This is a genomic window from Kitasatospora humi, assembly GCF_020907985.1.
In the GTDB taxonomy this organism is placed as follows: domain Bacteria; phylum Actinomycetota; class Actinomycetes; order Streptomycetales; family Streptomycetaceae; genus Kitasatospora; species Kitasatospora humi.
On sequence record NZ_JAJJPA010000002.1, the window covers coordinates 224,254 to 238,563 of the forward strand.

Annotated in this window: 14 protein-coding genes; 10 read left to right on the plus strand and 4 right to left on the minus strand. The window is 71.2% G+C overall.

The genetic code is table 11. The annotated features are described in order from the left end of the window. Positions 1-263: 263 nt before the first annotated feature. The 5 genes from LN042_RS03450 (at position 264) to LN042_RS03470 (ending at position 8,089) form a co-directional block, all read left to right on the plus strand. Positions 264-1,556, plus strand: coding sequence for an ABC transporter substrate-binding protein (locus LN042_RS03450; protein ID WP_230048259.1), 1,293 nt, complete (start codon positions 264-266; stop codon positions 1,554-1,556). Between the two features lie 124 nt (positions 1,557-1,680). After that, positions 1,681-2,640 (plus strand): carbohydrate ABC transporter permease, encoded by a 960-nt coding sequence (locus LN042_RS03455; protein ID WP_230048260.1) that lies wholly within the window; start codon positions 1,681-1,683, stop codon positions 2,638-2,640. Beyond that, on the plus strand, positions 2,637-3,482 hold the full coding sequence (locus LN042_RS03460) for a carbohydrate ABC transporter permease (RefSeq protein ID WP_230048261.1): 846 nt from the start codon (positions 2,637-2,639) through the stop codon (positions 3,480-3,482). The genes LN042_RS03455 and LN042_RS03460 overlap by 4 nt, the downstream gene beginning before the upstream one ends. A 146-nt stretch (positions 3,483-3,628) precedes the next feature. After that, positions 3,629-5,431, plus strand: coding sequence for a glycoside hydrolase family 35 protein (locus LN042_RS03465; RefSeq protein ID WP_230048262.1), 1,803 nt, complete (start codon positions 3,629-3,631; stop codon positions 5,429-5,431). Between the two features lie 183 nt (positions 5,432-5,614). Next, positions 5,615-8,089, plus strand: coding sequence for an RICIN domain-containing protein (locus LN042_RS03470; protein ID WP_230048263.1), 2,475 nt, complete (start codon positions 5,615-5,617; stop codon positions 8,087-8,089). 101 nt (positions 8,090-8,190) lie between these two features. Here LN042_RS03470 and LN042_RS36830 read toward each other — a convergent pair whose 3' ends face one another. Next, positions 8,191-8,517 carry a hypothetical protein gene (locus LN042_RS36830; protein WP_249800581.1) on the minus strand — a complete coding sequence of 109 codons (327 nt, stop codon included), beginning with the start codon at positions 8,515-8,517 and terminating at the stop codon, positions 8,191-8,193. Positions 8,518-8,698: 181 nt separating this feature from the next. Further along, positions 8,699-9,415, minus strand: a complete 717-nt coding sequence (locus tag LN042_RS03480) for a hypothetical protein (RefSeq protein ID WP_230048488.1) — start codon at positions 9,413-9,415, stop codon at positions 8,699-8,701. Positions 9,416-9,424: 9 nt separating this feature from the next. Here LN042_RS03480 and LN042_RS37600 point away from each other — a divergent pair, with 9 nt between their 5' ends. Then, entirely contained in the window at positions 9,425-9,574 is a 150-nt protein-coding gene (locus LN042_RS37600) for a dsRBD fold-containing protein (RefSeq protein ID WP_308191756.1), read from the plus strand. 82 nt (positions 9,575-9,656) lie between these two features. Here LN042_RS37600 and LN042_RS03490 read toward each other — a convergent pair whose 3' ends face one another. After that, a complete protein-coding gene (locus LN042_RS03490) occupies positions 9,657-10,622 on the minus strand; it encodes a pyridoxamine 5'-phosphate oxidase family protein (RefSeq protein WP_230048266.1) in 966 nt (321 codons plus the stop codon). Positions 10,623-10,872: 250 nt separating this feature from the next. After that, positions 10,873-11,739: a universal stress protein gene (locus tag LN042_RS03495; RefSeq protein ID WP_230048267.1), complete on the minus strand. Its 867-nt coding sequence runs from the start codon at positions 11,737-11,739 to the stop codon at positions 10,873-10,875. 526 nt (positions 11,740-12,265) lie between these two features. On the opposite strand from LN042_RS03495, the gene LN042_RS03500 reads away from it, so the two are divergent. The 4 genes from LN042_RS03500 (at position 12,266) to LN042_RS03515 (ending at position 14,300) form a co-directional block, all read left to right on the plus strand. Next, a complete protein-coding gene (locus LN042_RS03500; RefSeq protein WP_230048268.1) occupies positions 12,266-12,775 on the plus strand; it encodes a flavodoxin domain-containing protein in 510 nt (169 codons plus the stop codon). Between the two features lie 114 nt (positions 12,776-12,889). Next, on the plus strand, positions 12,890-13,021 hold the full coding sequence (locus LN042_RS03505; protein ID WP_230048269.1) for a class I SAM-dependent methyltransferase: 132 nt from the start codon (positions 12,890-12,892) through the stop codon (positions 13,019-13,021). Further along, complete coding sequence (locus LN042_RS03510; RefSeq protein ID WP_230048270.1) at positions 13,022-13,387, plus strand: hypothetical protein; 366 nt, start codon at positions 13,022-13,024, stop codon at positions 13,385-13,387. 1 nt (position 13,388) lies between these two features. Continuing rightward, positions 13,389-14,300, plus strand: a complete 912-nt coding sequence (locus tag LN042_RS03515; protein WP_230048271.1) for a carbohydrate kinase family protein — start codon at positions 13,389-13,391, stop codon at positions 14,298-14,300. The last annotated feature ends 10 nt before the right edge of the window (positions 14,301-14,310 follow it).

Here is a 14,310-nt window from a genome sequence, read left to right on the forward strand (position 1 = left end):
TGGCGCCCCGAAACGTCATGGTGACGGATCGGAAGCCCGGATCGGGAGACCCGCGGGCGTGGTCCCTCCTCGCCGATGCCGTCCGGTGGGCCGTGGCGGCATCGCTGATCTCGGCTGTGCAACGGAGCATCCGGAGCTCTTGACAGCCAACATCTTTAATTTACACACTGGCCCAACTAACAGCCCGCAGCGTTCGGCGGGTTCCCCTACCACCGCGCCTGGCGCCTGGAGCCGCGCGGTAGGCAGCAAAGAGGGCCTCCCCCATGAAGTCACGCGTGTTCAGAGTCGCCGCCACCGCCGTCGCCGTCGCCTCGCTGGCGAGCCTCGCCGCCTGCGGCTCGAACGGATCCACCAGCAAGGCCTCCGGGCCCGTCAGCATGGAGTTCTGGGGCTGGGCCCCGGGCTACGACAAGATCACCGCCCAGTGGAACGCGGCCCATCCGGACGTCAAGGTGACGTTCAAACAGATCCCGTCGGGCGGCAAGGGCGGCTACGACCAGATGACCAACGCGATCGCCGCGGGCAAGGCGCCCTGTCTCGGGCAGGTCACCTACAACGACATCCCCCAGATGGTCGTCAAGAACGCGCTCATGGACATCACCCCGTACGCGTCCGGGGACACCGGCAAGTACCTGGACTGGACGGTCGCAGCCTCCTCGGCCGGCGGCAAGACCTACGGCATCCCGGTGGACACCGGCCCGATGGCCCTGTACTACCGCACCGACCTGTTCCAGAAGTTCGGCATCACCGCGCCGCCCGCGACCTGGGACGAGTACGCGGCCGACGCGGCCAAGGTGCACGCGGCCGATCCGAGCGTGGCCTTCGGCACCGCGCCCCAGGACGCCTACGACATGGCCGGGTTGAGCTGGCAGACCGGCAAGCCCTGGTTCGGCACCCAGGGCACTGCCTGGCAGGTCTCCATCGACAACCCGGGCACCCAGCAGGTCGCCAAGTACTGGCAGGACCTGAAGGACAAGCAGGAGGTGATGAACAACGGCAACGCCTGGGACCCTAACTTCGACAAGGCGTCGGAGGCCGGCAAGGTCGCGACCTTCGTGAACGCCGCCTGGGCCGTGCCGGGCATCACGGGCGACCTCAAGGACCTCTCCGGCAAGTGGGCGGTGGCCCCCATGCCGACCTGGACGACCGGCGACAAGACCAGCGCGAACTCCGGTGGTTCAGCCACATCGGTGCTGAGCGGCTGCAAGACGCCCAAGCAGGCCGAGCAGTTCGCCGCCTTCCTGTCCAGCGACCCGGACGCGGTCAGCACCGGCATCACGGTCGGCGGCCTGTACCCGGCCTCCAAGGCGGGCCTCGACAACCCGCTGCTCTCCCAGCCGAACCCGTACTTCGGCGGCCAGAAGATCTACGACGTCTTCAAGCAGTCCGCGGCCAACATCCCCACCACCTGGGTGGTCGGGCCGACCTTCGGTCAGGTCGAGGCGGACTACTCGGACGCGATCGGCAAGAGCGGCCTGCCACAGGCCACCACCACGGTGCAGCAGAAGACGGTGGACAAGATCAAGAGCCTCGGGCTCTCCGTGACCGGCGGCTGACCACGGGCAGGCGGCCGACGACCACGGGTCGTCGGCCGCCAAGGGCCCGCGGTGCCGCTTGTGAGGTGGCGGCACCGCGGGCCCCGCCACCGCCCACGCCCGCAACCGTGCAAGGAACCACACCATGAGCACCCAGACAGCACCACCGCCCGCACCGGCGCCCGCGCGCGTGGTGGCCGGGTCGAGCCGCCGCCGCCACCACCGCCGGACCGCGCTGAGCGCCGCCGGGTTCCTGGTGCCGTTCGGCGTGCTGTTCACCGCGATGATGCTCGCGCCCATCGGGTACGCGATCTACCAGAGCTTCTACAAGGTCCATCGCCAGGGCCTGTTCGGCGGTGCGCAGACCACCGAGTTCGCGGGCCTGGACAACTTCACCGCCGCCCTGCACGACGGCGACTTCACCGCCTCGCTCGGCCGGGTCGCCCTGCTGGGCGTGGTGCAGGTCCCGGTGATGCTCGGGCTGGCACTGGCCCTTGCACTGCTGCTGGACGCGCGCTCGGCCCGGCTGCGCAAGACCTTCCGGATGGTCTTCTTCCTGCCCTACGCGCTGCCGGGTGCGATCGCCGCGGTGATGTGGTCGTTCCTGCTGGTCAAGGACCTCTCGCCGTTCACCGGCCCGCTCGGCGCGATCGGGATCCACACCGACTTCCTGTCGGCCGGCTGGATCCCGGTGTCGATCGGCAACATGATCACCTGGGGCTGGACCGGCTACAACATGCTGATCATCTATTCGGCGCTGCAGTCCCTGCCGGCCGAGGTGATCGAGGCCGCAGCCCTGGACAACTGCACCGGCTGGCGCCTGGCTTGGCACATCAAGATCCCGATGGTGCGGTCCTCCCTGGTGCTCACCACGGTGTTCTCCATCATCGGCACCGCCCAGCTCTACACCGAGCCGGCCGTCCTCGCCGCCGCCCGCATCCCCGGCGCCTCCAACAAGTTCAGCCCGATCATGAACACCACGCTCACCGCCTCGCAGGCGGACCAGAACCTGGCCGCCGCCGAATCGGTCCTGCTGGCGCTGGTGACCCTGGTCCTCTCCTTCGGGCTCCTGAAGTTCACTCAGCGAAAGACGGCCGACGCATGACCAGCACCCGCAGCCCGCTCACCGGACGCCTGGCCGTCAACGCGCTGCTCGGCCTGATGGCCCTCTACACTCTCATCCCGTTGTGGTGGCTGCTCGTCTCCGCGACCAAGGGCCAGGGGTACCTCTACAAGGGCAGCCCGCTCTGGTTCTCCCACTTCGACCTGGGCGGCAACCTCTCGAGCGTCTTCTCCTTCCAGGGCGGGGTCTTCTCCTCCTGGCTGGCCAACAGCGCCCTGTACAGCCTGGTCGGCGCCGCGGTGAGCACGCTGCTGTCGGTCATGGCCGGCTTCGCCCTGGCCAAGTACCGCTTCCGCGGCCGCGAGGCGATCTTCAACGTGATCCTCGCCTCCGTCCTGATACCGGCCCCGATGTTCGCCCTGCCGCTCTTCCTGATGCTGGCCAAGCTGCAACTCACCGACACCTACTGGGCCGTGCTGCTGCCCAGCTTCGTCAGTCCGTTCGGCGTGTACCTCTCGCGCATCTACGCCTCGGCCTCCGTGCCCGACGAACTGCTGGAGGCGGCCCGCATCGACGGCGCCGGAGAGTACCGGACCTTCTTCCGCATCGCGCTGCCGGTCATGGGCCCGGCGCTGGTGACGATCTTCCTCTTCCAGTTCGTCAGCGTCTGGAACAACTACCTGCTGCCCTCACTCATGATCAACGACTCCTCCAAACTGCCGGTCACCGTCGGCCTGGTGCAGTGGCGCTCGGAGTTCGCCAACGGCGTCTCCCCAATGCTCCCGATCACCGGGGCGTTCGTCTCACTGATCCCGCTGCTCATCGCATTCATCGCACTCCAGCGCTTCTGGCGCAGCGGCCTGACCGCAGGCGCCGTCAAGTAACCGCAGCCGCACCGGTGGCGCCGGCCGGCGGCCAAGCGACCCGCGACGACTCGCCGCCTCCCCTGTGACCGGGCGGCGCCGGACACCCCCGACCCGACCGGTGCCCGGCGCCGCCCGCCCGTAACGACACCTGAAAGCAGCATCGAATGAGCACGCGACCCGCCCTGACCACTGACGGCCGCCGTTTCCTGCGCGGCGGTAGCGAGCACCGCGTGGTCTCCGCCGCCGTGCACTACTTCCGCATCCATCCCGACCTGTGGCGCGACCGCCTGGAGCGCGTGCGCGCGATGGGCTGCAACACGGTCGAGCTGTACATCGCCTGGAACTTCCACCAGCCCACCCCCGAGGCGGCCCGCTTCGACGGCCGGCAGGACGTGGCCGCCTTCATCCGCGAGGCCGACGCGCTCGGCCTGGACGTGATCGCCCGCCCCGGCCCCTACATCTGCGCCGAATGGGACCTCGGCGGGCTCCCCGCCTGGCTGCTCGCCGACGACTCGATGCGGCTGCGCACCTCCGACCCCGCCTACCTGGCCGCCGTCGACCGCTGGTTCGACCAGCTGATCCCGCTGCTCGCGGACCTCCAGGCCTCGCGCGGCGGCCCGATCGTCGCCGTCCAGGTGGAGAACGAGTACGGCAGCTACGGCAACGACGCCGCGTACCTGGAGCACCTGAAGGACGGCCTGATCGCGCGCGGCATCGACTGCCTGCTGTTCACCTCCGACGGCCCCGAGTCGCGGATGTTCGCCGGCGGCATCCTGCCGGGGGTGCTGGCCACCGCCAACTTCGGCTCGCGCCCGGCCGAGGCGTTCGACGTCCTCGCCAAGCTCCAGCCCGACGCTCCGCTGGTGTGCATGGAGTTCTGGAACGGCTGGTTCGACCACTTCGGCGAGCCGCACCACGTGCGGGACGCCGCCGACGCCGCCGAGGCACTGGACGGCATCCTGGCCGCCGGGGGCTCGGTCAACATCTACATGGGCCACGGCGGCACCAACTTCGAGTGGTGGGCGGGCGCCAACCACACCGGCAAGACCCTCAATGACCCCGGTTACCAGCCCACCGTCACCAGCTACGACTACGACGCGCCGATCGGCGAGGCCGGCGAGCTGACCGCGAAGTTCCACGCCTTCCGTGAGGTGATCGGCCGCTATCTGCCGGTGCCGGAGGCCGAGTTGCCGGGGCAGCCGGCACGGGTCGCCCCGCAGGCCGTCCCCGCCACCCGGATCGCCGCCCTGCGCGACAGCCTGGACCTGCTCTCCGTCGTGAAGCAGCGCCCGGCACCGGAGCCGATGGAGAAGCTCGGCCAGTCGTACGGGCTCATCCACTACCGGCACCGCGTCACCGGGCCCGCCGGCCGGGCCGTGCTGACCGTCGACGGCATCCGGGACCTGGCGCAGGTCTTCCTCGACGGGCGGCTGGTGGGCGTGCTGGAGCGCGACAACCCGTCCCCGACGCTGGAGTTGACGATCCCCCAGGGCGGCGCTGAGCTGGAGATCCTGGTCGAGCCGTTCGGCCGGGTCAACTACGGCCCGCACCTGGTCGACCGCAAGGGCCTCATCGCCGGCGTGCGCCTGGACTACCAGCACCTGTTCGGCTGGGAGATCCGGACGCTGCCGCTCGACGACCTGACCGCCCTGCCCACCACCCCGGACGCCGGCACCGCGGCGGGCCCGGCGTTCCACCACGCGGTCGTCGAGCTCCCGGAGGCGGCCGACGCCTTCCTCGCCATCCCCGGCAGCGGCCGCACCCTGGTCTGGGTCAACGGCTTCCTCCTCGGCCGACTGCGGACCGAGAAGGGCCCCCAAATCACGCTGTACGCACCCGGGCCGCTGTGGCGGACGGGTGCCAACGACGTCCTCGTGCTCGACCTCGCCGGCAGGACCGAGCCGCTCACCGTCGAACTGCGGGACCAGCCCGACCTCGGACCGACCGCCCCGGCACCCCAGGGCTGACCGGGCACGACTCCGACCGAGCCCGCCGCGTCCGGAAGGCCGACGCCGCTGCGCCGCTCCTTCCGGACGAGGCGGGCCCACCCTGATGCCCCGGTCCCCGGGGCATCACAGACCACTCTCCAGTTCCGCACGCCCCCACCCGAGGGGTCCGCCAATGTGCCCCTCCACGGAAAAGGAGTACCAGTGTCCGCTCCCCCGAGAAGGCTCGTCAGTGCCTTCACCGCCACCGCGCTCGCCGTCCTCGGTACCGGCGCAGTGGCATCCGCCCCGGCGTCCGCCGCGACACCCGCTCCCGGTTACACGCTCTCCGTCGGTGCCACGGGCTCGTACGCCTACCCGGACGACACGCCGGCCAATGCCTACACCGACAAGGACGGGACGTTCTACTTCCAGGAGTCGGTCTCGGCCTACGGTGCGCACGACGGCCGTCAGTGGAGCTTCTACTCCGGCAGCGACTTCGACACCGCCACCTACGACAGCGCGCTCAGCGAGGCCGTCGACCCCGCCAATCCGAACGACAGCAGTGGTGACACCACGTGGCGGTGCAACAACAGCCCCACCGGCCTGCAGGCCAGCTACGCGCCGCAGGGCTCGGGCTACGCGCAGAAGAACTACTGCGACCTGTCCAGTGTCTGGGTCGACCCGGACACCGGGAACTGGTACGGGCTGGTGCACAACGAGTTCACCCCGCAGCCCTTCGGCGACGGCCTGCACTACGACGCGATCGACTACGCGGTCTCCACCGACCAGGGCAAGACCTGGTCCATCAAGGACCATGTGATCACCTCGCCCTACAGCACCGTGCGCGGTGACACCACCGCGTTCCCGCAGCAGACCTTCGACTACGGCGACGGTGACCAGCGCCTGTTCGTGGACACCGCCTCCGGCTACTTCTACGTCTTCTACGGCTCCCGGATCGTCGACAAGGGCGGCAGCTGGGGCGACTTCATGGAGCACGTGGCGCGGGCCCCGATCTCCGCGAAGATGGCGCCCGGCAGCTGGCAGAAGTGGTACGACGGCAAGTGGTCGCAGCCCGGCATCGGCGGCAAGGAGAGCGACATGATGCCGGCCGACGCCACCAACCCGACCGGCTACCTGCCACCCGCCAAGGAGTACAACCCGGCGAACCCCGGCACGGTCAGCCGGCAGATCGCCGCCGGCACCCTGCAGCCCACCTCGCCGCTGTTCGTCATGAACGTCAGCTACGACGCCTACCTGGGCCTCTACCTGGGCACCCCGCAGGCCGTCGACCAGAGCGGCAACGCCCCGCAGCAGATCTACGCCACCAAGGACCTCACCACCCAGAAGTGGACCCTGCTCGGCGACACCGGCGGCTACCACACCGCCTCCTGGTACCGCTGGTTCCTGGACAGCGCCAACCTGACCAACTCCACCATCATCGGCCGCGACGCCCGCCTCTACTGCTCGTTCGGGTGCTCCAACGGCTCGTCGGGTGAGTACGTCGACCTGACCATCGGCTCGTCCAAGCCGGCCGCGCCGCCGGTCGACCTGACGAAGACGTACCGGATCCGGAACACGGACGGCCGGGTCCTCGCCCAGGTGGCCGGCAGCTCCGCGACGACCTCCCTGGCGCACCCCACCAACGCCGCCGCGGAGTCTTGGAGCTTCCTGTCCGACGGCGACGGTTCCTACCGCGTCGTCAACGCCGCCAGCGGGCAGCTGCTGGGCGTCGACTCCACCTCGACGGCCGGCCGGGCCTGGGGCGCCGGACTGACCGTCACCGGCGCCGCCGGCGGCAACGCCACCGTCGGCCAGCAGTGGTTCATCCTGCGCAGCGCCGCGAAGCAGTACGGCGGCTACCAGTTGGTCAACCGCTACAGCGGCCTGGTGATCGGCATGTCCGGCGACGCGGGCCGGCTCACCGAGACCACGCCCGCCCGCTCCTGGACCGACACCACCGGCGGCCAGGTCGGCGGCGGGCGCACCGCCGCCGAGCAGACCCTGACCTTCACCGCGACCGGCACGGCCCCCGAGGCGGTCGTGATCACCGGCCCCGGCGACCAGTCCGGCGCCGCCGGCAAGGCCGTCTCGGTGCAGCTGACCGCGACCGACAACACCGGTAAGCCGCTGACCTTCTCGGCGACCGGCCTGCCCGCCGGGCTGTCCATCAGCCCCTCGGGCCTGATCACGGGCACCCCGAGCACGGCCGGCGTCTCCACCGTCACGGTCACCGCCTCGTCCGGCACCGCCCACGCCTCGGCCTCCTTCGACTGGACCGTCGCCACCGACCTCAGCGGGAACCACACGCTGACCACCGGCGGCAAGGCACTGGACGACGCCGACCACAGCACCGCCGCCGGCAATCAGCTCATCACCTGGAGTGCGAGCGGCGGCAGCGACCAGCGGTGGCAGTTCGTCCGGCAGGCCGACGGTTCGTACGAACTCGTCAACGGCCTCTCGCAGATGTGCGCCGACGTCAGCGGCGGCTCCACCGACGCGGGCGCCCAGGTGATCCAATGGCCGTGCAGCGGCGCCGCCAACCAGCACTGGAACGTCAAGCAGCTCCCGAACGGGTCCTACACCGTCAGCTCGGCCAAGAGCGGACTCCTGCTCACCACCGCCTCGACCTCCGACGGCGCCCTGGTGACCCAGCAGCCGGACACCGGCTCGCCCCTCCAGCAGTGGTCACTCAGCTGAGCCACCTCGCCCGCCGCAGAGCGCGGGCCTGAACGCCTGGTCCCCGGGTGCACCGCACCCGGGGACCAGGTGTCACCGCCGCGCGCCGCGCGGGTCGCGCTTCAGATCCTGGGGGTCGTGTCAGGCGTGGTGGTGATGCGGATCGTCCCGGCCGCCAGGCCCGGGGCGGTTGCGGTGATGGTGATCGTGCCGGGGCGGCGCTCGGCCCGTACGAGTGCGGTGGCGATGCCGGCGGTGGCGGGGGCGGGGTTGGCGTTGATGCCGGCATCGCCGATCAGTCGGCCAGCGCCGCTCACGTTGAAGGTCACCTGGACGTCGTTGCCCGGGACGGTGGTGCCGTTCGCGTCGACGATCGTCGCGCGACCGCGCCTCTGCGCGCCGGAGCCGATGGCGGCTGCCCACCGGGGCGGGGGAGTGGATGGTTGCAGGGGTCACCGCTCCGGTAGCAGCCGCTGGCGACCATCGAGATGCGCAGGGATCACCGCGAACTTGGCCACCGGCGAAGCCCGTTGTCCTTCCGATGCGCTCACATCGCACCAACGGGCCACCCGGTGGGGACCTACGGGTCAAGGCTCTGCAAGCCCTGAACCACTGGGTGGTGCGTCTAGGTCAGCGATCTGGACGCGAACTGGAAGGGTCGGCGCCGACATCATCAGACGCAGGGAACGATGGCGATCCGGCCACGCTACGAGCACTGCGCCCGGCCGCCTGGGTAGCCAGCAGGTCCTGCAGCCGGGCGTGCCGGAACTGATAGAAGGGCCCGGCTGTGCGCAACACGTGGCGCGCCCGAGCGTCTTCGAAGAAGTCCATCTTGTGGGCCGGGCGGTCCCCCCGATGCACCATGACAGTGAGATAGGCGTCCATGGCCGTGACCAACGTCAACGTACCGGCGCCTGCCGCGCCCGCCTCGAGCTCCCGCACCGCGCCGAACGCGATCGATGACACCGCCGCCGCACCGGTGCCGACCACGAGAGGAAACGCGGCCAGGAAGCCCGCCGTGGTCCGTCGCACTCGTCCGAGTGCGACAGCCGGGGTCACCGGGTAGTCGTTGAGTTCCGGATCGCCGCGCAGTACGGTCGGTGAACGGCTGGCGACTGGAATGACGATCCTGGATCGCGGGGTCGAGGCGGTGCCCGAACGGGTGCCGGGCGGCGAGCCGGCCAAGGCCGATCTCGCCAGAGAACGAACGCGGTTCCCGGTCACGAACACCACCAGCGCGTTCTCGCCGGCAGCGGCCTTCCGCACCAAGCGATGGTCCCTGCGGCCGGACTCTTCGATCGAGGAGGGGCCGTCGGCAAGGCCCACGCGGTCCTCGACACCGGGCACGGCACTCTGGTGAGCCGCCGTGCCGCCGCTCACCGCAACCCCGATGACCCGCCGGTGCCGGAGATCGGTGACGAGTTTTCGGCCGGCCGGGCGCTGGTCGACCTGGGGGAGCGGCTGCCGCGGGCCAGGCGGGCCGGGCGGGCCGGGCGGGCCAGGTGAGCCAGGCGGGCCGGGCGGGCATGAGCGCCACCGGGGCCTGAAACGCGCCGTCCGGGAGCGGGAGCCGGCATGTCGGCTGGTGTCAGCGGGTCGGTTCGTCGGTGGTCCGGATCACGCGGCCGCTGATGTCCGTTGGTTTGATCCGGATCCACAGGTCCCGCTCGCCGCCCGCCCATGGCGACGGCTTGTCCCGTTGCTTCAGGTGGGCCAGCGCCGGGCGGTCGTCGATCCGCTCGGCGGTGCCGGTGGCCAGCACGCTCCAGCCGGTGCGCTGCACCTCGTCTATCCGGTCGACCTCGAAGGCGACGCGCTGACCGACGGCGGCGGCCAGCGGGCCCTCGGCGGCCGTCCGGAAGATCAGGGTGCCGTCCAGCACCCAGTAGTTGACCGGGAGGACGACGGGACCCGCCGCTGTGCCGAGGGCCACCCGGCCGACACCGTCGGTCGCCAGTCGCTCCCAGCATTCGGCACGTGCCAGCTCCTCCAGTACCGGGTGCGCGGCGGCGCCGGCTCGGCCGGGCGGCAGGTCGAGTCCGCCGCCCAGCAACTGGTCGACCGACGTGCCCAGTACGGCGGCCAGCCTGGCCAGTGCTCCCCGCTCGACCTCGGTGGGCGAGGTCTCCAGGTACTCCAGGTACGGCACCGCCATGCCAGCCTGGACTGCGGTTTGTTCTCGGCTGAGTCCCAGTTGCTCGCGACGCAGCGCCACTCGCCTGCCGAGGTCGCCGGGGCTGCTCGGCCTGGCTCGCGCCGGACCGCCGTCGGCGGGCTCCCCGGCGCCGGCCTGGTCGCCGCGCTCCGCTGTCGAGGGGGCGTGCGGCCGGCCGGACGGCTGGTGCGGGTGACCGCTCGCGTCCTGGCCGGTGAAGTGGTGCAGGTGAGTGTCCGGACCGGGGAAGAACAGGGTGGAGTGCCCGGTGTCCGACCACAGGACTTCCCAGGGCGGTTCACCGTCCACGCGGTGCAGCGCGATCACCTCCCCGTCGCGCCGCGGTACGCCGGGGCGGGTGCCTTCCACGATGACGCGGTCTCCGGTGGCGGCTCTCATGGCGGCCTCCCAACTGGATCTTTGGCGGTGGGCGGAATGGCCCTCGGTCGCCGAGCGAATGACGCAGGTTCCTCCGCTCGACTCTCTGCGCTCGATGCTGAGCCACTCCTCGGGATCGGGCATCGAGTCAAGGTCGGGCATCGAGGACCCGCGGCGCACCACCGCCCGGCCAGCCGGTTCGACGGCTCTCGAAGCGTTTTCGAGCAGTTGGCCGTATCTTCGCCGTCGATCGACTGATACCCGCTCCGGCTCAGTGGTACGGCACCAGCGCGACGGGACAGCGCACGTGGTGGATCACCGCGTGCGCCACCGCTCCGAGGTGCTCCCCCACGGGGCTGCGACGGTGGCGTGCGCCGATCACCAGCAGTTCGGCCGTTGCCGCGGCGTCCACCAGGGTGATTCCGGCGTGACCGCGCAGCAGCTCGGTCGCTGCCGCCAGCTCGGGGTAGCGCTCCTGCCAGGGCCTCACCGCCTCCTCCAGCGCTCGCCGTTCGGGCCCGGCCAGTTCGTCCTCGAGGCCGCCGATCGCGCCGAAGTGCATGTACTCCGTACCGGCCGGCGGACCCCAGGCGTGGACCACGGTCAGTGGAGCCCCGCGCAAGGCGGCTGTCTCGAAGGCGAAGGCCAGTACCTCCTGGCACGGGTGCGCGAGGTCCAGGCCCACGACCAGGCCCCGTTCCGTGCCGCCGTCCGGACCCGGCCGGTCCGCCGTGTCGGACGGCGCACGCACCAGCACGAGGGGGCACCTGGCCTTGCCCAGGACCTGCCGGCCCACCGAACCGACCAGGAAGCCGCGCAGCGCGCCGAGCCCGCGCGAGCCGAGCACCAGGACCGCGGCCCGGTCCGAGGCGGCCTCCAGCGCGCCGACCGCGTCGTCGTCCGGCAGGTGCGCCGCTCGCACCTCCAGACCGGGCAAACGGGACCGGACCGCGTCCACCTGCGCGGCCAGCTGCTCACGGCCCCAGCCTTCGGCCTGCCCGGTGCCCAAGGGCCTGCTCGGTCGTGCCTGGAGTATCTCCAACGGAAGCTCGCGCCGTGCCGCCTCCCGCGCGGCCCACTCGACGGCCGCCCGGCTCGCGTCCGACCCGTCGAATCCGGCGATCACCAGTCTGCCCACTGAGCGCCTCCAGTGTCGGGCTGCTGCTCACAGCGGTGGGTCCCGCTTTCCATCGTGCTCACGGCGCAGTGAGCCGCGCACGCCGATCGTCGGCATCCGGTGGCCACCCGCTTGGCGCGAGTGCCGGTATCGCCGACTCAGCGGGTCCGGGTCGCCGAGCACGATGGCTCTCGCCTCCCCGCGGTCGGGGCGAACCTGTGGCGGGCCGCCGGCTCGCCGCCCCGACCGGTGAACAACTGGCCAGCTCCGGAGCCGTCGGCGGATCGGCAGCCGGCCCAGCAGTCGATCTCCGCCCAGTCGCGGTGGTCCCGTGGCGGCCGCCCCTCATGCGGAACGCCAGACGATCCAGGGTGCCCCGGTGGTCCGGCGCCACGGCGCCGGCGAAGTCGTGCTGGTCGGCAGGCCGGAGTGCCGCACGCCCCGCGTCATGGGGAGCGGCCCTTTCCCGTGACGACCGGCGGGGCCAGGCTGGAGGTAGCGGTCGGCCGCACAGGCCGGTCGGAGCGGCATTTTCAGGAGGTGTGCTGTGAAGACGCAGCGGATCCTGGTGGCCTACGGCAGCAAGCACGGTGCGACGGCCGGTATCGCCGAGGAGATCGCCCACACGCTGGAGGGGGACGGCTTCGAGGCGGCGGTGGTGCCCGCACGGCAAGTGCGCGACGTCGAGGGTTTCGACGCGGTGGTACTGGGCGGCTCGCTCTATGCGGGCCACTGGCACCGTGATGCCGTGCGCTGTGCCCATCGCAACGAGGAGGCGCTGACGCAGCGGCCGGTGTGGCTGTTCAGCAGCGGCCCGGTGGACAGCTCGGCCGAGCAGCACGAGATCCCGCCGGTGCGCTCGGCGGCCAAGGAGATGCGCCGCCTGCACGCGAAGGGGCACGCCACCTTCGGCGGCAGCATCACCGCCGAGACGCCCGGGTTCGTGGCCCGGAGCCTGGTCAAGCACAACAAGGGCGGCGACTTCCGAAACCCGGAGCAGATCCAGCGCTGGGCCCACCGGCTCGGTGAGGAACTGCGCGCGGGCGAGAACGCCTAGCCCAGCGTGCCCCCGGTGCGGCACCGAGTCCGATGGCGTCGCGGAAGTGGATCGCGCGCGACTGTGGTCGGCGGCACGGGCCAGGTCGTCGTGACGGATGGGGAGCCGGGCCGCATGCGGGGCCTCCGGCAGCGCGAGAACGTGCGGGTATGGCGGCACGACATCACGTGTGACCCGCTGCCGGAGGGGGAGTTCGATCTGGTGCATGTCCGTCTGGTGCTGCTGCACCTGCCGCAGTGCGAGTAGGTGTTCGCGCGCGTGGTGCGGGTGCCGCGGCCGGGCGGATGGCTGCTGGTGGAGGACTTCGACTGCGGGTACGTGCCGGTGCCGGCCGCCCCGGGAGAGAGGGAGGCCGCGCTCTTCGAGCGGGTGCACGCAGCGTTCCTCGATCAGCTGCGTGCGGCCGGCGCCGATCCGCCGGCTCGCGGCGGCGCCCACCGTCACCCCGGCCGACCGCAGCGCCCCGCCGACAGCACCCGCAACGCCATCAGCGCCGTGACCAGGGTGAACGAGACCTGCGGCGAGTTGCCATGGGCGATGCTGCCCACGATCAGCGCGGTCGGGATCTTATGCTCGCTGGATGGAGACGAGTGGAGTGGTCCGGCAATGTGAAGTGCTGGTTGTCGGAGCGTACTTCGCGGATCTGGTGTTCCACGGTCTGCCCCGGCCGGTGGTGCCGGGTGGTGAGGTGTTCGCCGAGGGCTTCGCGGTGGTGCCCGGCGGCGCCTACACGATGGCGATGGCGCTGCACCGGCTCGGGCGCGAGGTGCTGTGGAGCGCGGACTTCGGTACGGACCCCTTCAGCGCCCAAGTGCTGCCCTGCGCCAGGCAGGAGGGGCTGGAGGAGGCTGCCTTTCGACACCACCCCTTCCCCGTACGGAGTCTGACCGTCGCCCTGTCGTTCGCCAACGACCGGGCGATGGTCAGCTACCAGGACCCGATCGATCCCGAGCCGCTCCTCCCGCTGCTGCGACGGCACCGCCCGCGGGTCCTCATGCTTCCCCAACTGCGCTGGGACGACGAGACGGTGGCGCTCGCACGGGCCGCGCGGCAACTCGGCACGCTGATGGTCATGGACTGCCACGACACTCCCGCGACCCTCGACGACCCGGCGGTTCGCCGTGTCCTCGCACAAGTCGACGTCTTCACGCCGAACGCCGCCGAAGCCCTGTGCCTGACCGGTGCCACCGATCTGGACGAGGCGATCACGGAACTCGCCCGCCTGGTGCCGACGTTGGTGGTCAAGCGCGGCGCGGACGGCGCCACGGCCGTCCAGGCCGAGAAGCGCCACGATGTTGCGGCTGCCCCAGCGGAGACCGTCGACACCACGGGAGCAGGTGACTGCTTCAACTCCGGTCTCGTGCACGGACTTCTCGAAGGCTGGAGCCTGCCGGCCTGCCTCGCCGCAGCAGTGATCTGCGGAGCCGCGGCGACGACCGGCCCCGGCTCCAGCGCGGCCCTGCACGCCGACGACCTCGCACAGCGGCTCAGCCGGTCACCCGCGCCACCCCGGTGTCCACACTGAGCCGGTCCGC

Coding starts and splice junctions, on each gene's coding strand:
- LN042_RS03450 (WP_230048259.1), top strand. CDS start 264: ATGAAGTCACGCGTGTTCAGAGTCGCCGCCACCGCCGTCGCCGTCGCC.
- LN042_RS03455 (WP_230048260.1), top strand. CDS start 1,681: ATGAGCACCCAGACAGCACCACCGCCCGCACCGGCGCCCGCGCGCGTG.
- LN042_RS03460 (WP_230048261.1), top strand. CDS start 2,637: ATGACCAGCACCCGCAGCCCGCTCACCGGACGCCTGGCCGTCAACGCG.
- LN042_RS03465 (WP_230048262.1), top strand. CDS start 3,629: ATGAGCACGCGACCCGCCCTGACCACTGACGGCCGCCGTTTCCTGCGC.
- LN042_RS03490 (WP_230048266.1), bottom strand. CDS start 10,622: ATGAGAGCCGCCACCGGAGACCGCGTCATCGTGGAAGGCACCCGCCCC.
- LN042_RS03505 (WP_230048269.1), top strand. CDS start 12,890: ATGCGGGGCCTCCGGCAGCGCGAGAACGTGCGGGTATGGCGGCACGAC.